An 18,175-nucleotide genomic window follows, 5' to 3' on the forward strand; every position below is an offset into this window, starting at 1 on the left:
AATGTTACGACATCTCAGTAAGAACGAAGACGAGCGCCTGGCGGCCATCGATGCGCTGGCGGGGTTGGGCGCCGGCCATGACGACGCGATCCATCAGGTGCTGACGATCACCCGCAAGCTGTTACAGGCCGAGGGTTGCCTCATTTACCTGCACGGAACGCGCAAGATTTGGATCCGCGAGCACATTGACGTCGGGTTCGAGGAGATCGATTTCGTCAGCCCCTTGTTCAATTTCGTTCGTCTGAGCGGCGAGGCGTTGATTTGTCCGGACACCCATGCGGATGAACGCTTTGCCTCGGATCCCATGGTCAACGGCGCCGCGGCGATCCGCCACTGCGCCGCCATCCCGCTGTGCACCCGCGAAGGCTATACGATCGGCGCGTTCTGCCTCGTGGGTTCGCAGCCAAAGCATCTGACTCGCCGTCAGGTCGAACTGCTGCGCAGCATGGCCACCATCGTCGGCGAGCTGATTGAAGCGCAGAGTGAGGTCGGCCTGGTCGATGCCATCACTCGCTTGCCCAATCGACAGCGGCTGATGGGTGAACTCGGCAATTTACCGGACACGGGCAAATACGCGTTATTGCTGTTCGATACGATAGATATCCAATACGCCTACGAGATGGCGCGTTCCTTCGGCCTGTCTACGGTAGAGTTACTGCTGGGGGATATCAGCCATTTCCTGAAAGAGACGTTTCTCAGTGAGCGCATGCTGTACAGCATCGCGCCCGGACGTTTCGCCGTCATTATCGAGGCGCAGCACATGCTGCAGGCGAAGCGCGATCTGTTGCGTTGCGCCGACCGTTTGCATCACGAAGTGAGAGGCGCCGTGCCGCTGCGCCTGGAGCTTAATGCCGGTTATGCGTTGTTTTCCGCGCCGCATGCCGATCCTCCCGAGATTTTGCGCCAGGCGACCAGCGCGCTGCATGATTCGATCGACGAGGGGCGAGCCGTCTCCCTCTATAGCGAGCCGAAGGATGCGGCGCGCAAGCATAATTTCAATATTTTTAATGAGTTGGCGCAGAGCCTGAAGGAAGATAATCGCGGGCTATTTTTGGAATACCAACCGCAGATTGATTTGGCGAGCGGCAGGATCGTCGGCGCGGAAGCATTGCTGCGTTGGCGGCATGAACGTTGGGGGGCGATCCCGACGGGGGAGTTCATTCCGCTGGTGGAAAATACCTCGCTGATCAAACCGTTGACCGAGTTTGTCATCGCGCAGTCGATTGAACAGTTGTTGTTGATGCGTGAAGCGGGGATCGCGTTTCCCATCTCGATCAACGTGACGGCCGGCAATCTGGCTGAGCGGCACTTTGCGGCGCGGTTGAATGAAGCCATCACCCGGCGCGGGCTGCAGGCGGGGGACATTGAGATAGAGTGCCTGGAGTCGCAACGCATTCAGGAAAGCAGCGCGGCGTTGGCCTGTCTGCATGCGCTCAAGGCCAACGGGCATCGCATCGCACTGGATGATTTCGGCGCCGGCTACAGCAATTTAAACTATCTGCGCCATATCCCCGCCGACGTCGTCAAACTGGACGCCTCCCTGATAAGACTGCTGAAGAGCGATGCGGACAGCCGCATCATCGTGCAAAGCATCATCGATATGCTGCATAAACTCAACTATGAAGTCTTGGCGGAAGGGGTGGAAGACCTGGAGTCGCTCCACTACCTGACCGAGTATCGGTGCGATGTCGTACAGGGCTTCTATTTTTCACCGGCGGTGACGTTGGAAAAGCTGTGCGCGCTCGTCGACATTCACGGGCAGCAGCGGCGAAATGCCTGAGGCAACGCCGCTCATGGCGCGCCAACCGGAAATCGCCGGCGATTCTCACCCAGGCGCAGGCCATGACTGTCCGTCAATGTCGTCACCCGGTCAGGCCTGGTAAGTGCGCAGCCAGGCGGCGAATGTTCTCACGACGTCATCGTCCCGGTCGCGCAGCAGCAGAGAATAGACGCCGGTTCGGATGGTCAGCGTCGGGAAAGGCGACACCAGTCGGCCGGACGACAGGGGTTTGGCGCAGAACAAATAAGGCACGACGGCCAGCCCCAGGCCGTCTTCGGCCGCCTGAATGGCGGCGAAGGTATGATCGAGCGTGAGCGGCGGCGGCGAAGCGTCCAGCGCCGTCGGATAAGCATTCAGCCAGCTGCGCCACAAATCTTCCCGGGCGCGGATGCGGATGGCGGTATGCTCGCCAAGCGTGTCCGGCGCAATGACCGGTCTGGCGTGCAGATAGCTCTGGCTGCAGACCAGCAGGCTGTCTTCCTGCAGGAAAGGGATCGCTTTCAGCCCGGAGAAGTGCGCGGGATCGCGTCGGATCGCCACGTCAAACGGCGTATTGCGATCGACGGCGCCGATGCCGGTGGTGATATCAATCGCGACGCCCGGATGACGCTCATTGAATGCCGCCAGCTTCGGCATCAGCCAGTGCATGGTGAACGTCGGCAGGCTGTGCACCACCAGCCGCTGCTGGCCGGCGCTCGCTTTCAGCGCGCTCTCTGCAGCAAACAGTTCGCCGATGACCCGGGACGCGGTGCGGGAAAAGTTCTCACCGGCCTGCGTCAGCCGCACGGATTTGTGTCCGCGATAAAACAGCGTGATCCTCAGCTGTGCTTCGAGACTGCGAATATGGCGGCTGACCGCGCCGGTGGTGAGAAACAGCTCATCCGCAGCGGCGCTGAAGCTGCCGAGACGGGCGGCGGCTTCGAAAGCGGACAGGTGCGGCAGGGAGTGGATTTTTTTCATAGGTTGAGTCTAGCTCAACCAAATGGGGGAAGAAAGATCGTTTGTCAGCCTTTGATTTTGCTCACTATGATGAGGCATCTCCTTCTGATTGCTGAGTTTATGATGCGGATCTTTTGGCTATCGGTCATGCGTGTTAATGGCGTTATTCTCCCCCTGCGGTTGGCAGGGAGGCGGCGCTGAAATGCGGGCTTTTTATCTGCTTTGCGTGAGCCGGGCGGGTCTGTGTCTGGGCACCATGATGTTCGCCGGCGCGCTGCCGACCATCAGGAGCGAGTGGCAGCTCGACGCCGCTTCGGCCGGCACGGTGCAGGCGGTGTTCAGCCTGACCAACGCCCTGGCGTTGCTGGTGGCCTCCTGGTGGTGTGATTCGTTGGGCGCCCGCCGGGTTTATCTGCTGTTCTCCTGGCTGGGCGCCGCTGCGTTGATGCTGTTCGCCGTATTTGCCCATTCTTATCTCAGCGCGTTGGTGTTGATGGCCTTCGTCGGTTTGACGCAGGGCGGGGCTTATACGCCGGCGCTGCTGTTGGCGATGGGGATGAACGGTCCGGCGCGGCGCGGTTATGCCATCGGCATGGTGCTGGCGGCCAGTTCGTTGGGGTATTTTCTGTCGGTTTTCATCGCCGGTTGGAGCGCCATGCGCTGGGGCGCCGGCGTGGCGTTTTCTCTGTGCGCCGCCGGTGCGTTACTGGGAGCGTTGGCGGGATCGTTGGCCCTGGTCGGTTATCGGGAACCGCAGCCGCGCACGCTGGGGAGGAAGACGAAGCGTGAGAGCTATGCTATCACCTATGCGACCCTGCTGTTGCTGATCGGGTATATCGCCCACAGCTGGGAACTGCTCGGCAACTGGGCCTGGGCGCCCAGCCTGGTCAGCGAGGCGTTGAGCGGTTTCTCTCTGGATCCGCTCAGCGCCGGATTGATCGTCGCGGCGGTGATCCACCTGGCCGGCATGATCGCCACGCTGATTGTCGGCACCGTTTCCGACTATTTCAATCGCGCGTCGGTGCTGATGTTTATGGGCGCCGCCGGCGCATTGGGTTCGCTGCTGATGGGAGGGTCGGCGAACTGGGGGCCGGGCTGGACGCTGCTGCTCGTCAGCATCGGCAGTTTCTTTATTCTCGGCGACTCCGGCGTGCTGTCGGCCGCGATGGCGGACAACGTACCGCCGCAACAGCTCGGCAGCGTGATGGGCTGGCGATCGTTGCTGGGGTTCGGCATCGGTTCGTTCGCCCCTTTCTCCTTTGGCGTGGTGATGGATACCACCCACAGTTGGGGCGCGTCTTATGCCGTATTGGCCTGCGGCGGCGGGGTAGCCTGTCTGGCGGCCTGCTTGCTTTGGCGACAACATTTGAAATGAGGTACGGACATCATTAAATGAATGGAACATCATCACGCATTGTTATCGTGGGCGCCGGGATTGTCGGGGCATCGATCGCCTATCATCTCGCGCGTCAGGGGCAGCGCGTTATCGTCGTTGAGCAGGCGCATCCCGCGGCGGGGGCCACAGGCAGCTCGTTCGGCTGGATCAGCGAAGGCGTGCCAGAGGGCGCTCCCGACGCGTTTCTGCGGCGCGAGATCGTGGCTGACTGGGTGCGGCTGACGCAGGAGATCCCGGAATTGTGGGTGAATTGGTCCGGCGCGCTCAGCTATGGTCAGGCGCCGGCGACGCAAAACCCCGACAATCGGCGTCTGTCCTCCGCCGAGGTGATGGCGCTGGAGCCGGCGCTCGGGCTGCTCGATAGCCAGGCCTATTTTGCGGCGCGCGATGGCGCGGTCGATCCGCAAGAAGTGACACAGCGGCTGCTCGAACGGGTAGGCGCGTTGGGCGGCGAGTTGCTTCTGGGACGTGCGGTCAGCGGATTTCTGCGCGAGGCCGGTGGTCAGATAACCGGCATCGTTACCGAGGAGGGCGCGATCGCCGCCGAACGGGTAGTGCTCGCCTGCGGTACGGGGATCTCGGCGCTGCTGGACGGCAGCGAATTCTCGTTGCCGATCGAGGCGTCGCCGGCAATTTTGTTGCGCTATCACGCGGCGGCGCAGGCGGTGAACACGCTGATTGCGGGCGACGACATCGAAGTGCGTCATGCGCAAAATGGCGATCTGCTCGCGGCGGAGGATTATCCCGCGGGCGGCGATGTCAAACGCGTGGAAGAGGACGCGCGATCGGCGATTCAAAACCGCCTGCACGGCTCGGCGCCATTGCAACTGCAGGCGTGTTCGGTGAGGCTGCGCCCCAGGCCGCGCGACGGTTATCCCATCCTCGGGCCGCTGGGCGTCACCTGTCTCTATGTGGCGGTGATGCATCCGGCCGTGATGTGCGCTCCGACGTTGGGTCGGCTGGTCAGCGACGAGCTGTTGCACGGCGTTAATCCCGCCATTCCTCACGGTTACCGCCCGGCGCGATTTATTGATGATGGGGGTGAAGGGGGGGATATCATCGCGATTGCCGGTCGGTTCGCGCTGGATACCGCGCAGCCGCCGCTCAGTCTTTATCCCTATGCGCCGGTTTATAAGATAGGGGAGCACGTCCTGAAGCGCACCCGTCCGACGTCGGGCGAAGCCCAGGCGCTGGCGGCGTATCTCACCGCGTTGCGTCGTCAGGGCGTTGACGTCGTGGCGCCGACGGCCTGTCCGCAAGAGATAGCGGGCAGTATGTGGGTGGTTTATCCCTTTGTGGCGGGAGAAAAATATGCGGGCCGCGATGAGCAGATTATCGCGGCGGGCAGGCTGTTGGGAAGGATCCACGCGTTATCTTCGGCAGACAATAACGCCGGGCTGGCGGTTTATGACGAGTATGCACTGACTGAAGACGATATCTCAGCGGATCTGGCCGAGATCGCCAGTCATGCGGCAAGCCAGGGGCTGACGCTCGACATCGAGGCGCTAAAAACGCGTATGCTGCAGATTGCCGGGCGGCAGACGGCGCTTAGCGCACAGGATCTCCCTTGCGTGGAAACGCCCTATGACTTTAAAGCCGATAATCTGATTTATGTCGCGCAGGATAGGCCAGTGCTGATCGACCCCGATAACGCGCTGTTTTTGCCGCGCGTGTTCGATCTGGCGCTGGTCCTGCTGCTGTTCCACAACGCACTGGACTCGGCGCCCGACCGCGTGTTCACCGTACAGGAATGGCGGCTGTTTTTGACGGGGTACGGTGAGTCTGTCGCGTTGACGGCCGGCGAAGTGCAAAGCTGGCATCAGGCGGTAGAGCATCTGTTTCTCGACGAAGTCCTGTGGCTGATGGCGGACTTTGCCGATGGCTGGCGCGATCCTCGGCAAACGGCGCTGTTCTTCTCTCTGATCGGGCTGCTGGATAATCTTTCCGACTACGGATTAACACCGTAATGCGCTCAACGTTGCAGTGGTTTTTTGCGCCGTTGGCGAGGCTCTTATATATTTATTAGCATGCCTGGGGCAGGTTAGGCATGAAGCGGTGGCCGTACAGGCCGCTGCAAGCACGACAGTTAATCCGTTCGCCAAGAGGCTGCGAGACGGTGCTTTCGGTAGGGACAGCCGCCAAACGTTTTTACGGCGACCGAAGGCGGAGCAGCTACTCACAGGTCACGAGGACACTTACCATGCATAAGAGAACACTGGCGTCACTGCATTACGAAAACATGCCTTACGATGGGGTGCGCTTTCATATTTTGAAACGGGAGACGCCGGGCCATACGGCGTTGCTGAAGCTGGATGCGGGCAGCCGACAACCGGCGCGTTTTCATCCGGGATGGGTGAAACTGATGGTGCTGAGCGGTGAACTGAAGGTTGACGATCAGACGCTGCAACCTCATGAGATGTTAATCATTCCTGCCAATACCGCCTATACGGTAGAGGCCATAACGGAAGTGATTTGTCTGGCGATTTCCGAGCTGGACGGCGCCGAACTGGCCCGTTGACGTATTGACAAGAAGGGATAGCGGAGAGCCTAGGCGCTCTCCCTATCCCTTCAGCATTGAGCCGCCCCCCAGGCTAAGCTACCTGCTGACTAGGCATAAACCTCCTGATTCAATCCACCGCGCTTTCCCTTTCCATCACTTTCGGCCTCCGTCGCCCCCGCAACGTTGCCGCCATTGTGCAGCGCATGCACAATGTCATCGCCCCGTTACCACGCAGAACGATGAAATGTGGGTGTCATAGTGAGTTTATTCGCATAAGGCCCCTGGTGTGGCTTGCGAGAACGTCACTATATGGAGGATCATGCGGCCTCTCTATCAAATAAAAGACATTCGCGTTATCAAAAGGGACAAACGACCATGGGATTCGAAGTCGACAACGCCGAAACGAAACGCATCAACCTGAGCAGCCACGAGAATTCCTCGTTCGAGGTGACAGGGCTGGTGAAACACTATCCGGCAGGCTTTGTCGTTCCTTTCCACTCGCATAAACGTTGCCATTTGCTCTATTCGCAACAGGGAGTGATGGCGGTCGAGGCGGGCAGCGGGCGTTGGATCGTGCCGCCAACCACCGCAGTCTGGCTGCGGCCGGGGGTGGAGCATCAGCTGGTCATGCAGAGCAATATCTGCGTTTACGGGATTTTTGTCGATGAATTCACCGCCGCGCGGTTGCCGTTGCGCGACGGCGTTTTGCAGGTGTCACCGCTGCTGCGGGAGCTGATCGCCCAACTGGCGACGCTGGCACCCGAGGGCGAGGAAACCAAACGCCACGCGCTGCTCAGAGCGCTGTTCCTCGAGGAACTGAGCCTGCAGCCGCAGCTGGCGCTGCATCTCCCCTGGCCGATGGAAGCGAGAATGGCCGACATTTGCCGGCAGTTGGTCATCACGCCGGCCGACGATCGCGGCATTGAGATCTGGGCAGATTCACTGTCGATCAGCGCGAAAACCTTCCAGCGTCACTTTACTCAACAAACCGGCATCACCTTTGGCCAGTGGAAACAGCGTCTGCGGCTGCTGTCGTCCATTCCGCTGCTGTTGGCCGGCCACTCAATCATACACGCCGCTTTCGAAAGCGGTTATGAGAGCCACAGCGCCTATTCGGTGGCGTTTAAAAAACTGTTTGGCGTTTCGCCTTCGCGCTTTACGCTATAGCCGTATTGCAGAGCGCGCTTCTCCTATAGATTGAAGCAACCTAATGACGTATAAAGCAAAGCAGTCAACCTCCGAGGCCGCTTCCCGTGATAAAAATTGTCGTGTATCTGATTATCGCCGTGACGATCGCCATTATTGCGGCAAGAGTCATCTTTCGTTTGCCGGATATTTCGCAGCGTTTGCCGCAGGCGGCATTGCCGGCGGATCCTGCCGCGCTATTGCCGGCGCGGGCCGCCGAACAGATGGCGGCACACCCCGGCCTGAGCGGCGTGGTGCCGCTGGTCAGCGGCCACGATGCGTTCGCCAGCCGCCTGGCGTTGGCGCGGATGGCGGAAAGGTCGATCGATGCCCAGTACTATATCTGGCATAACGACACCTCCGGGCAGATCCTGCTGAAAACCCTGTATGACGCGGCCCAACGCGGCGTGCGTGTGCGGCTGCTGCTGGACGATAACGGCGTCGCCATGGATGAGACGCTGGCGGCGCTGAACGCGCAGAAAAACGTCGAGATCCGTCTGTTCAACCCGTCTACCGTGCGTACGCCGAAGCTGGCCGGTTACGCCTTCGACTTTATGCGCATGAACCGGCGCATGCATAACAAGTCCTACATCGTCGACGGCGCCGTGGCGATCATCGGCGGCCGCAACATTGGCGATGAGTATTTCCAGGTCGGCGACGAGAACTATTTCCTCGATCTCGACGTGTTGAGCGTCGGCAGCGTGGTGGCGGAGACCGCCGATGTCTTCGATCGCTACTGGAACAGCGCCTCGGTATTCGGCGTTGAGCAAATTATCCGGGGCCAGGGCAACCTCTCGGCATTCCTGACGCAGGCCGCCGCAACCGAAACCAGCGAGCGCGCCCGTAAATTGGCGGTGCAGCTGGAAACCAGTGCGGTGCGCTTTCGTGATGGCGCCGTGCAGCCGGAATTCACCCAGGTAGAGCTGGTGGCCGACGATCCGGCGAAAGGATTGGGCAAAGCGTCGCGCGATCGCTTGATGGTGACGCAGCTGGGCAAGATCATCGGCGGCGTCAGCCGGCAATTGGATCTGGTCTCCGCCTATTTCGTGCCGGGGCGGGAAGGGGCAACCTTCTTTGAATCGCTTGCCAAACAGGGAAAATCCATCCGCGTGCTGACCAACGCAATGAACACCACCGACGTGCTGGTGGTCCACGCCGGCTACGCCAAATACCGGCGTGATCTGCTGCAGGCGGGCGTCGAGCTGTTCGAGCTGAAGCTGCGCGCCGGGCAACCGACGGGGCGCAAGGAACTCAAGCCGCTGGGGCTGTCCGGTGCGGCGCTGCATGCTAAAACCTTCGCCATCGATGACAAACGGGTGTTTATCGGCTCGTTCAATTTCGATCCGCGCTCGGCGCACCTGAACTGCGAAATGGGATTCTTGATCGATAGCCCGTCGCTGGCGGCCGACACCCGCCAACTGTTTGATGGCCCGCTCGAATACGCCGCCTATCGGCCGGTATTGACGCTCGAAGGCAAAATGGTGTGGAAAGAAGCCTTCGAAGACGGCCACACCGAGGTGCACCTGCAAGAACCCGGTGCCGGCTGGATAAAACGCATCGTTCTTACCGTGGCCGGCTGGCTGCCTATCGAGTGGATGCTGTAACGCCGGCGAAGGCCGTCGCCACCCGGTGTAACAGCCGTTGCAAGGGAATCTCGCCCGCGATGATTGCGATGAGGCGCGCATCCTCAAACAGGGCGAGGGAGGGCGCGGATTTGATGCCGAACGCAGGGGCGACCGTCGGCGCCTGCGCGACGTCAATGCGGCCGAAGGCGATCTCGTTGGCGTGACGGTGCAGCTGTTCGACGATCCCCTGCATATTCTGACAAGGGCGGCACCAGGAGGCGGAAAAGTAGAGGATGGCCCGCTGCCCCTCGGGTTTGTCAGCGTCATAGAGGAAACGGGTCACCTCATGGGGCTCTGCCAGGTTCGTGATCGTCATGGCAGGCTCCTGACGATCTCTATCCCCATCCAAATCATCGTGACGATTTGCGTGAAAAAGAAAGCGAAGCGCCAGGTGGCGACTTTCTCCGTCTGCTCGAAACCGATGTGAACCAGACTCTGCGCCATACGCGCGCCGAGCAGGACCAGAGACAAGACATTCAGCGTCGTGCTTTCCACCTGAAATACGGCTGTCGCCACAACGAGGGCGGTATAAACCGGCAAATTTTCAATGCAGTTGCGATGCGCCGCAATGGCGCGCTGGTAGCCATCGCTGCCCTGCGGTTTGTTCGCTTGCCATTCGCTGACCGTGGCGCGGCCGGTTAAAATTCGGGACCAGCGATAAACGCCGACGGTGCCGAATAGAATCAATAATGTCCAGCCGGCAAACGCCAGCAACACCAGGGTTGGCATATTCATAACGCATTCTCACTTGTCTTGGGAAAGAGCCTGCGGCCTCAGGGAGAGCCGCTCGGCTTGAATATAAGGTTATATTAGAATTATATAAATTAGCAATATCTAATTTAATGGATGCTAATGTAATGCTGTGCCGGCGCCTGAAAGCCGCTATAATGCGGCTGAATGATGACGGGGCCGTGATTGACCATGAATGCAAAAGCTAAGCAGGATCCCTTTTTGAATGAAGGGGCGATTGAGGCCGCCAGGCTGTTGAAAGCGATAGGCAACGAACACCGTTTGCTGGTGCTTTGCCTGCTATTGAAACACGATGAGATCGCCGTGGGGGAGCTACAACAGTTGGTGCCGCTCAGCCAATCGGCGCTGTCGCAGCACCTGGCGAAAATGCGCAATGAAGGTCTGGTAACGTACCGACGCGAAGCGCAAACCCTGTTTTACCGCATCGATGACCCAAACGTGGCGAAAGTGATCGCCACGCTCAGAGAGATTTACGCGCCGAAGTGAGGGGGCCGGCGATCGCCGCTTTGACGCCGGCGAAGTGCGTCGGGACTAGCGCACTTCTCGCGTTGCGGCCAACAAGGCTTGTAACGACGGCGCTTCGACCAGATTCTCGATGCAGGCCATCAGTTTTCGCGCATTGAGGCGTAATCCCTCACTGGGTGATTGCGCACAGCAGTGAAGAAATTTCTCACGAATATCCTGCATGTCGGCCGGATTCTCCGGCCAGCCGCGGCCGAACTCGGCCTCGAGCCGCAGCGTATCACCCTGCTCCGGCGTGATGTGTAGTTCGAAGCGGTCAAACCTATCGAAGGCATGTTGTTCATGAACTTCGATACGCTGCGCCAGAGCAACGACCGTAGGTTCTGTCGCTGAAGCCGCGCTGAATTCACGTGCGCTGGCCTGGCCGCGCAGCAGCGCGTTGGCGATGATGTAACGCGCGCTGAATTGCGCATCGATTTCGGCCGTTTTCTGCGGCTCGTATGGCGCGCCGCAGACCATGCGCATGGTCGGCGAGGCATGCAGAGTGATCTTCGCCCGTGCGGGATCGGACAACTGCCGATGCGGGCCGTCGTTCAACAGCGCTTCGGTCAGCGCCAGCAGAATGCTGCAGTGCGGGTAGAGTTTGAAACAGGTCGCTTCTTCACCCAGAAAGGCGGAGCCCAATTGGTGGGTCAGCAATCCCAGATCGGGTTCGCCCGGGGCATAGAGATTGAAAAATCCGTTCTCGCCGCTCAGGACGCGTTTAGGACCACTTATTCCAGCCTGCGCCATTAAAACCGCTTCCAGCGCATGGCGAGCCACCAATCCCTGGCTGATACGTACAGCCAGCGTCTTGTCCTGATAGTGTTGGAAGGTGCCGATGCCAAAATCGAACGCCAGGCCGATAGCGTCGGTAAAGGCGTGCGGGTCCAGGCGCAACAGGCGGGCGGCGATCGCTGCGCCGGAAAACAGGCCGAGGATGTTCGAGTCGAATCCGCGGTAGAAAAAGCCGTTCGCCTGCGCGGCGAGGTTGATGCGTTGAGCGAAGTCTTGCCCAACGGCCAACGCAGCCAAGGTGTCGAGGCCGGAAGCGCCCGACAGTTCCGCCGCCGCCAAGGCCACAGGAATATCCGAGGAGCTGGGGTGCCAGCCAGGAGAAAGCACGTCGCAATAATCGAGCGCGCGAGCGCGTACGGCGTTGACAAACGCCGCCTGCGGCGCGGCGAGCCGCTCTTCGCTGCCGATAATGCTGGCTTCGGCGTTGCCGCTCCAGCGTCTGGCCAGCGACAGCGCCGCGTCAACGCCGCTTTGATCGTAGCCGGCGGCGAGACAGCCAAGATTATCCATGAGCCGTTTACACTGGAATGCCAGGACGGCGGGGGGAATCATGCACGCATCTACCTGCGAAGCGAAAGCGATCAATTCTTCGATCGGGTCGACCGATAATTTTGTCATGTTCATTCCTCGTTCAGTCGTTCAGGTGACTTGTTCAGCACGGCGTTTCCGGCCTGAGGATGCAGACGGAAACGCGGATGCAGCATGATCAGCAGCCACACGGTCATCACGATGCTGAGTAATCCGGCACACAGCATGGCGATCCCGAAACCATTGGCGAAGGCGCTGTGCGTCAGCGCTTGCATGCGGCTCGTGCTCAATGCATCAACGGCCGTTTGCTGTTGTTCGATGACCGCCGTCCGGGCGATTGCGGCGGCCTGTTCCACGCCTTGCGTTTGCAAAGCCGCAGTCAAGGTGGTCACCGCTTTCATGCTCATCAGCGTGCCCAGCAAGGCGATGCCCAGCGTCATGCCGGTTTGTCGCAGCGCGTTCATCGTTGCCGACGCCATCCCGGAACGTTGCGGCGCGACGGTGCGCATCACCAAGGCGCTTGTCGCCGGCATGGACAGCCCCATGCCGAAACCGAGCAGGGCCAAATAGAGCGCCACCAGAGCGTAAGGCGAATCGGCGTGCAGCTGCGTCAGCAACAGCAGGGCAACGCCCATCAGGCCATAACCGACGATCATCAGCGAGTTCACGCTCAGTTTGGCGGACAGGCGGCCAAAACCGGAAGCGGCCAGCGCCATGGCGAGAAATTCCGGCGCCATGCGCCAACCGGTGTCGGCGGGGCTCCAGCCCTGGGCTTGTTGCAGGAATAGCGAGACGAAGAAGACGCTGCTGTAAGCGGAAAAACCGAGTACAAAAGAGGCGAGGTTATAGCCGCTAAAATCGGCGTTGCGAAACAGGCTCAGCTGCAGCAAGGGGCGTTTGACCCGCGTTTCCACCCAGAGAAACAGCGCAAACAGCGCCAGGGCGGCGTACAACGGAAAACGCGATTGCACACTGTGCCAACCGAATTCTCCGGCGGCAATCAGCCCGTAGGTCAGCGCGCCAAGCCACAAGATGCTCAACCCTTGCCCCAGCGGGTCAAGCGCCGCGTGCTCAGGATGCGAGCTTTCTCGCAGCCCCCAACCGCCCAATATCAACGCGACGATCCCGACCGGAATGTTGATCCAGAATATGCCTGGCCAACCGGTGGTATGCACCAGCAAGCCGCCCAAAACCGGGCCAATCACCAGCGAAAGGGCATTGACCGAAGACCAGATCCCGATCGCGCGGGTGCGCAACTGTTCCTCCGGAAAAGCATGAGTCAATAACGACAATGCCCCAGGGATAACGGCTGCGCCGGCGATACCTTGTATCACCCGGCCCGTCAGCAGCATGCCGAGAGAGGAGGCGAATGCGCAAACGATCGAACCGACGGTAAACAATGCAACGCCGTACAGCCAAATACGCTTGCGGCCAAATCTGTCGCCCAGCGGACCGGAGGAAAGGATTAACGCGGAAAGGCAAAGGGCATAGGCGTCAACGACCCACTGCAGGCCCGACATGTCGGTTTGCAGCGATTCCAGCATCGTGGGCAGCGCCACATTGACAATGCTGATATCAAGCGACGCCATAAATGTACCCAGACAGATGGCGGCAACGAGCGAAATCCTGCGCATACCGGACATAGTGGGGCTCCTTATTGAGATGGGGGTGATAGTGAAAACTATTCTCATCCTATATTATGACTGACCGTCGGTCAATGGAGCGTAAATATTGATTTCACTGAGATAGGCCGGCTGGTCAATGGCAACAACATTGGTTACGATGGCCGCTGGACTCCTAGTGGATGTTGATATGAAGACAAAAGAGAAGATGAAAGAAACACAGCCTCGAACCAAACCGGCGGAAGTGCGCTTGGATGAATTGATGGATGCGGCGCAGAAGCTGTTTATCGAAAAAGGGTTTGAAGCGACCACCATCAGCGATATCGTCCGCGACGCCAACGTCGCCAAAGGGACCTTCTACCACTATTTCCCGTCCAAAAATGAAATGTTGTCCGCTTTACGTATACGTTTCACCAATCACTTTATCGAGAAAATTCAGCTGGCTATCGATGAATGCGCGCCGGATGACTGGTTGGCGCGTCTGAGAGCCTGGTGTGATGCCGGCGTGGCGACCTATTTTGAAGGCATGGAACTGCACGATGCGTTGTATCACGATCATCATTATCATACCCGAGGCAATCAGGATCGTGATGCCGTGCTGGAGCAGATCCTGACGATTTTAAACGATGGCGCAGCGGCGGGCGCCTGGCGTCTGGAGAATCCGCATCTGACCGCCATCTTGATGTATCACGGCATGCATGGTGCCGTGGATGACGTCATGGTCAACCCCGACGCCGACCGCCAAGGGCTGGGGCCTGCGCTGGCGCAGGAATTCATGCGTTTGCTGGGATGTCGCTGATCGTTTACGGCGCCGCCTTGAGCGACACCCAGTAACCGGGCTGATACGGAATGGGAAGAAAGCGGGCGAAGAGTTCAGCAAAAGTCGCTTCGGGATCAACGCCGGCGAACAGCGACGGATGGAACCAAGTGGCCAGACGTTCGATCGCGACGAAATTAAAAGGGTGATCGTAAAACGGGTGCCAGATGGCGTACGCCTGTCCGTTCTTTGCCGCGGCCAGGGTGCGATAAGCCGGGCGTCGCATCAATTTTTCCAGCCGCGTTTTTGCCAGCGTCAAATCTGCGCCTGGCCCAAGGTTGATCCAGTCACCGTGGGGCGAGTAATGACTCCAGTTACTGCCGGTCACGACGATTTTATCGGGCCGGGAAGCGATCACCGTTTCCTGACTCAATGCGCCGTAAACGCCGTGAATATGCGTCTGAGCCAAATTGAATCCTCCTGCGCTATCCACCATCTCGCCGTAGTTGCCATTGCCCCAAGACAGGCAGCAATCCTCGTATAATCCGGCGGCGCGCTCCATCATTATGCGTGGGCGCGGCGGAGCCCGTTTCATCAGCGTGTCGCGGATCGTATCGAGATGACGCTGGCGGAAGCGAATCAGGCTATGTGCACTTTGCGGATTATCAAACAGCTGCCCCATGATGGCGATGCTTCTGGCGCTGTTGTTCATCAGGCCGATGCTCATATCGACAAACACCACGGGGATGTTCGCCGCCGTAAGCTTAGCCATCAGGCCGCTCGTTTCCAGCACAGAACGCGTATTCGCGTTGAGCAACATGGCTTCGGGCCGCAAGGCGATCAACCTTTCCAGATCGAATTGCATTTGCTGCACGCCGGCGAAGGCCGGCAGCTTGGCCAGTTCGGGAAAATAACGCAGATACAGCCGGTAGCTGTCCAGGTCGGCGGTGCGGAAATTGTCTCGCCAACCCACCAGTTTTTCCATCGGCGCGCGTGGGTTGAGCGCCGCAACGGTATAAAACAGGTTGCCTTCCGCCAGGAAAATACGCCGCAGAGGATAGCGTAAAGTCACCGTACGCCCGACGATATCGGTCACGATCTGTGTATCAGCCTGGGCGCGCAGAGAGCGTGAAGGCGAAGAAAGTGCCAGCAAAGCGGCCGCCTGAAGAAAACGTCGTCTGTGCATCAGAAATACCAGCTTATCGAACCGATGATGCGGCGTTCGATGCCGATGCTGCAGTAAGGCGCACTGGTGCAACTGGCGATGTAAGATTTGTTGGTCAGGTTGTTGACCGTCAATCCCAGCTCCAGATTATACAGACGAGGATCCCAGGCACCCGGCGTATAGCGGACGGTCATATCGCCGAGCCAAACGGCGGGCACTTTGAAGGTGTTGGCGCCATCTCCCCAACTGGCCCCCAGGTAGCGGGTACCGCCACCGATCAGCAGCCCCTGCAGCGGCCCTTTAGTAAAGCGATAGTCCAGCCACATCGAGCCGGTCTGCGCCGGAACCCCCACCGGATGTTTCCCCTGCGTGCTATCGTTAGCCTCCGTCACGACGTTGTTGACCCAGGCATAGGACAGCATCAGATTAAGGTTATCGGTCACCGCCGCCCGTGATTCCAGCTCCACGCCGCGAGAACGCACTTCACCCGTTTGGGTGTAATAACTGGGATTAAGGGGATCGATGGTGTTCACATCGCGCTGCGTCAGTTGGTAGACCGCCAGGCTGGTCATCGTTGCGCTGCCGGGTGGCTGCAGTTTCATCCCCATCTCATACTGAGTGGAATGGGTTGGCTTGAACGGCGTGCCTTGAGCGTTTGTGCCGGTCAACGGATCGAAGGCGGTAGAGACGCTGGCCCACGGTGCCAGGCCATTGTCGAACGGGTAGCTCAACCCGGCGCGATAGCTCCAGGCTGCGTCATTGGTTTGCGTTTGAGTATGGGCCAGATTGTCACTGGTACGCATGCGTGACCAGTCATGACGGCCGCCCAACAACAAATGCCATCCGCGCCAGCTGGCTTCGTCCTGTCCGTATAAGCCCGTGCGCTGGAAGCGTTGCGTTGTCGACGTGCGTGAAACCGGGATAGGTTCGAATGAAGGGCGGTACTGTTCGGACCAGGGATCAAACGTCACGGTTTGCGATCCCCACCAGTCTTTATCCAATTTACCGGCCTGAAAGTCGATCCCGGCCAATCCCTGATGGACGATGGCGCCGGTAACGAATGTCGTCTCGGCCTGGTTATCCATCACGATGCTGTCCGCCTGACTCGGTGCGTCCTGATAAACCGCCGTCAAAAGTCCCTCGTCCGGCGTGATGGCGCGCGTAAAATCGCGCCGCACCGTCGAGTCTACGTGGGAATAGCGCAGGTTTTGCTTTAGGCGCCAGCGATCGTTCAATTCGAATTCAAGCAGCGAGGTCATATCGTATTGCGTACGGCTCGAGTGTTCGTGCGCGGGATCGCTGTAATTTCTATCGGTATCTATCTTGCCGTGCGGATTGGGCAACAGCCCCAAAACCTGGGCGGGAAGGGTGTTGTAATAGCCTGATTGGGGCTCGCGAAGATAGTGAGCCAACACGGTCCAGCGCGTGCGGTCATTGGGTTGCCAGGTGATTGCGGGCGCCAGAAAGAGGCGCTTTTGCCTGGTGTCTTCGATCTGCGAACCGCGCGTGGCCGCCAGGCCATCGAAGCGGTACACCCACTGTTCGTCATCGGTCAGCGCGCCGGTGGAATCGAGGCTGAGGGAGTGCGAGCGGTCATTGCCGACCTCCCATTTAAGCTGATTCGACTCGGCGGTGGAAGGGCGTCGGGAAATCATATTAATAACGCCGCCGGCGCCCCCCTGGCCGTATAACGAGGATGAAGGGCCATGCAAGACTTCAACGCTTTGCACTCCCCAGGTTTCAATTTGCGGTCCCCAAATGCCGCTATTGCCGATGACGCGCAATCCATCCAGGTAGTAGTCGGCCTCAAAACCGCGCACTTTGGCGAAGTCCACGCCGCTGGAAAAGGCGCCGAAACGTTCCACGGCAACGCCGGCGCTGTAGCGCAACGCCTGGCTAACCGTGTCGGCCGACTGCACGTCCATTTGCTGGCGATTGACCACCGAGACAAATTGCGGCACGTCGACCAACGGTGACCGGGTTTTGGTCGCCACCGTCGCTTGCTGTGCGGCATAACCTTGTGGGGCATTGTCTGAGGATGAACCCTCTGCGACCACCCAGATCGACTCTTCATCGGCCGCCAGGGTCAGGCAGGGCATCATGCCCAGCAACAACGGGCAAAGATAAGCCTTCCGCAGGCGAAATCCGTTGAATTTATTCAAAAAAAATCCCTCTTTAAGTAAGAGTCTCGCTGCGAGGGCGGGAGTCTGGTCATCTCAGGCAAGCGTTAAAATACTCATTGACCGACTGACGGTCAATATGAATAATTATCAATACCATTTAACGATTGGATAACATTATGAAGACTCTGGATGATTTGTTGGCGCTGTTGGCTGAGGTGGGGGTACCTGAGGATGTGCTGCAAGAGGCGGATGGCAGCTGGCAGTTGCGTCAAGATTTAGCACTCAGTTCGGCGGAAACGGTGGCATTGCAAGCCCTGCTGAAAGCCCGCTGTGTTAACGCGCCATCGCTGTGGGGAGGGCGAGACTATTCATTAGAACAGCTTATTTCTGAAATGTCATAAGCAAGCATAAAAAAAGTATTATTTATAATCTGTTGTTTATAAAAGAGATTAAAACGACATGATAGGGGTGAAACATAAGATCTACAAATAATTAACGCCAAGGTA

The 18,175-nt window shown here is 59.0% G+C and carries 16 protein-coding genes; 9 read left to right on the forward strand and 7 right to left on the reverse strand.

Annotated features, from left to right (window positions below; translation table 11 throughout):
- The first annotated feature begins 1 nt into the window (after position 1).
- The gene (locus ACSBQS_RS08155) at positions 2 to 1,780 is read left to right on the forward strand and encodes a bifunctional diguanylate cyclase/phosphodiesterase (RefSeq protein WP_047026111.1); all 1,779 of its coding nucleotides are present in this window, start codon (positions 2 to 4) and stop codon (positions 1,778 to 1,780) included.
- A gap of 90 nt (positions 1,781 to 1,870) precedes the next feature.
- On the opposite strand, the gene ACSBQS_RS08160 is transcribed toward ACSBQS_RS08155, so the two are convergent.
- The gene (locus tag ACSBQS_RS08160; RefSeq protein WP_434990209.1) at positions 1,871 to 2,740 is read right to left on the reverse strand and encodes a LysR substrate-binding domain-containing protein; all 870 of its coding nucleotides are present in this window, start codon (positions 2,738 to 2,740) and stop codon (positions 1,871 to 1,873) included.
- A gap of 181 nt (positions 2,741 to 2,921) precedes the next feature.
- On the opposite strand from ACSBQS_RS08160, the gene ACSBQS_RS08165 reads away from it, so the two are divergent.
- From ACSBQS_RS08165 to ACSBQS_RS08185, 5 genes are all read left to right on the forward strand, one after another.
- On the forward strand, positions 2,922 to 4,094 hold the full coding sequence (locus ACSBQS_RS08165) for an MFS transporter (RefSeq protein ID WP_232093913.1): 1,173 nt from the start codon (positions 2,922 to 2,924) through the stop codon (positions 4,092 to 4,094).
- Between the two features lie 17 nt (positions 4,095 to 4,111).
- Positions 4,112 to 6,082: an FAD-dependent oxidoreductase gene (locus tag ACSBQS_RS08170; RefSeq protein WP_197749829.1), complete on the forward strand. Its 1,971-nt coding sequence runs from the start codon at positions 4,112 to 4,114 to the stop codon at positions 6,080 to 6,082.
- 233 nt (positions 6,083 to 6,315) lie between these two features.
- Complete coding sequence (locus ACSBQS_RS08175; RefSeq protein ID WP_033643078.1) at positions 6,316 to 6,633, forward strand: cupin domain-containing protein; 318 nt, start codon at positions 6,316 to 6,318, stop codon at positions 6,631 to 6,633.
- Positions 6,634 to 6,990: 357 nt separating this feature from the next.
- Positions 6,991 to 7,782, forward strand: coding sequence for an AraC family transcriptional regulator (locus tag ACSBQS_RS08180; RefSeq protein WP_033650400.1), 792 nt, complete (start codon positions 6,991 to 6,993; stop codon positions 7,780 to 7,782).
- 86 nt (positions 7,783 to 7,868) lie between these two features.
- Positions 7,869 to 9,404 (forward strand): phospholipase D family protein, encoded by a 1,536-nt coding sequence (locus tag ACSBQS_RS08185; protein WP_197749830.1) that lies wholly within the window; start codon positions 7,869 to 7,871, stop codon positions 9,402 to 9,404.
- Here the strand turns inward: ACSBQS_RS08185 and ACSBQS_RS08190 are convergent.
- Together ACSBQS_RS08190 and ACSBQS_RS08195 are read right to left on the reverse strand one after the other, a co-directional pair.
- A complete protein-coding gene (locus ACSBQS_RS08190; RefSeq protein ID WP_049866680.1) occupies positions 9,385 to 9,741 on the reverse strand; it encodes a thioredoxin family protein in 357 nt (118 codons plus the stop codon). The genes ACSBQS_RS08185 and ACSBQS_RS08190 overlap by 20 nt on opposite strands.
- On the reverse strand, positions 9,738 to 10,160 hold the full coding sequence (locus tag ACSBQS_RS08195; RefSeq protein WP_089191758.1) for an MAPEG family protein: 423 nt from the start codon (positions 10,158 to 10,160) through the stop codon (positions 9,738 to 9,740). Before ACSBQS_RS08195 ends, ACSBQS_RS08190 begins: the two co-directional genes overlap by 4 nt.
- 186 nt (positions 10,161 to 10,346) lie before the next feature.
- Between ACSBQS_RS08195 and ACSBQS_RS08200 the strand changes: the two genes are divergently transcribed.
- Entirely contained in the window at positions 10,347 to 10,661 is a 315-nt protein-coding gene (locus tag ACSBQS_RS08200) for an ArsR/SmtB family transcription factor (RefSeq protein WP_033643082.1), read from the forward strand.
- A 45-nt stretch (positions 10,662 to 10,706) separates the two neighbouring features.
- On the opposite strand, the gene ACSBQS_RS08205 is transcribed toward ACSBQS_RS08200, so the two are convergent.
- Both ACSBQS_RS08205 and ACSBQS_RS08210 read right to left on the reverse strand, forming a co-directional pair.
- Positions 10,707 to 12,092: an MmgE/PrpD family protein gene (locus tag ACSBQS_RS08205; protein ID WP_047026107.1), complete on the reverse strand. Its 1,386-nt coding sequence runs from the start codon at positions 12,090 to 12,092 to the stop codon at positions 10,707 to 10,709.
- Between the two features lie 2 nt (positions 12,093 to 12,094).
- On the reverse strand, positions 12,095 to 13,693 hold the full coding sequence (locus ACSBQS_RS08210; protein WP_332107997.1) for an MFS transporter: 1,599 nt from the start codon (positions 13,691 to 13,693) through the stop codon (positions 12,095 to 12,097).
- A 121-nt stretch (positions 13,694 to 13,814) separates the two neighbouring features.
- On the opposite strand from ACSBQS_RS08210, the gene ACSBQS_RS08215 reads away from it, so the two are divergent.
- Positions 13,815 to 14,423 carry a TetR/AcrR family transcriptional regulator gene (locus ACSBQS_RS08215; RefSeq protein WP_033643085.1) on the forward strand — a complete coding sequence of 203 codons (609 nt, stop codon included), beginning with the start codon at positions 13,815 to 13,817 and terminating at the stop codon, positions 14,421 to 14,423.
- Between the two features lie 4 nt (positions 14,424 to 14,427).
- Here the strand turns inward: ACSBQS_RS08215 and ACSBQS_RS08220 are convergent, their stop codons facing one another.
- Positions 14,428 to 15,567, reverse strand: a complete 1,140-nt coding sequence (locus ACSBQS_RS08220) for an ABC transporter substrate-binding protein (protein WP_033643086.1) — start codon at positions 15,565 to 15,567, stop codon at positions 14,428 to 14,430.
- Positions 15,567 to 17,708 carry a TonB-dependent siderophore receptor gene (locus ACSBQS_RS08225; protein WP_434990219.1) on the reverse strand — a complete coding sequence of 714 codons (2,142 nt, stop codon included), beginning with the start codon at positions 17,706 to 17,708 and terminating at the stop codon, positions 15,567 to 15,569. The genes ACSBQS_RS08220 and ACSBQS_RS08225 overlap by 1 nt, the downstream gene beginning before the upstream one ends.
- Positions 17,709 to 17,845: 137 nt before the next feature.
- Between ACSBQS_RS08225 and ACSBQS_RS08230 the strand changes: the two genes are divergently transcribed.
- Entirely contained in the window at positions 17,846 to 18,070 is a 225-nt protein-coding gene (locus tag ACSBQS_RS08230; RefSeq protein ID WP_033643087.1) for a hypothetical protein, read from the forward strand.
- Positions 18,071 to 18,175 lie beyond the last annotated feature (105 nt).

It is taken from the genome of Serratia sp. H402Y, from assembly GCF_051172415.1.
Classification (GTDB): Bacteria; Pseudomonadota; Gammaproteobacteria; order Enterobacterales; family Enterobacteriaceae; genus Serratia; species Serratia ureilytica.

Coding starts and splice junctions, on each gene's coding strand:
- ACSBQS_RS08230 (WP_033643087.1), top strand. CDS start 17,846: ATGAAGACTCTGGATGATTTGTTGGCGCTGTTGGCTGAGGTGGGGGTA.
- ACSBQS_RS08170 (WP_197749829.1), top strand. CDS start 4,112: ATGAATGGAACATCATCACGCATTGTTATCGTGGGCGCCGGGATTGTC.
- ACSBQS_RS08190 (WP_049866680.1), bottom strand. CDS start 9,741: ATGACGATCACGAACCTGGCAGAGCCCCATGAGGTGACCCGTTTCCTC.
- ACSBQS_RS08210 (WP_332107997.1), bottom strand. CDS start 13,693: ATGAGAATAGTTTTCACTATCACCCCCATCTCAATAAGGAGCCCCACT.
- ACSBQS_RS08180 (WP_033650400.1), top strand. CDS start 6,991: ATGGGATTCGAAGTCGACAACGCCGAAACGAAACGCATCAACCTGAGC.
- ACSBQS_RS08165 (WP_232093913.1), top strand. CDS start 2,922: ATGCGGGCTTTTTATCTGCTTTGCGTGAGCCGGGCGGGTCTGTGTCTG.
- ACSBQS_RS08215 (WP_033643085.1), top strand. CDS start 13,815: ATGAAGACAAAAGAGAAGATGAAAGAAACACAGCCTCGAACCAAACCG.
- ACSBQS_RS08155 (WP_047026111.1), top strand. CDS start 2: ATGTTACGACATCTCAGTAAGAACGAAGACGAGCGCCTGGCGGCCATC.
- ACSBQS_RS08220 (WP_033643086.1), bottom strand. CDS start 15,567: ATGCACAGACGACGTTTTCTTCAGGCGGCCGCTTTGCTGGCACTTTCT.
- ACSBQS_RS08195 (WP_089191758.1), bottom strand. CDS start 10,160: ATGAATATGCCAACCCTGGTGTTGCTGGCGTTTGCCGGCTGGACATTA.
- ACSBQS_RS08160 (WP_434990209.1), bottom strand. CDS start 2,740: ATGAAAAAAATCCACTCCCTGCCGCACCTGTCCGCTTTCGAAGCCGCC.
- ACSBQS_RS08175 (WP_033643078.1), top strand. CDS start 6,316: ATGCATAAGAGAACACTGGCGTCACTGCATTACGAAAACATGCCTTAC.
- ACSBQS_RS08205 (WP_047026107.1), bottom strand. CDS start 12,092: ATGACAAAATTATCGGTCGACCCGATCGAAGAATTGATCGCTTTCGCT.
- ACSBQS_RS08200 (WP_033643082.1), top strand. CDS start 10,347: ATGAATGCAAAAGCTAAGCAGGATCCCTTTTTGAATGAAGGGGCGATT.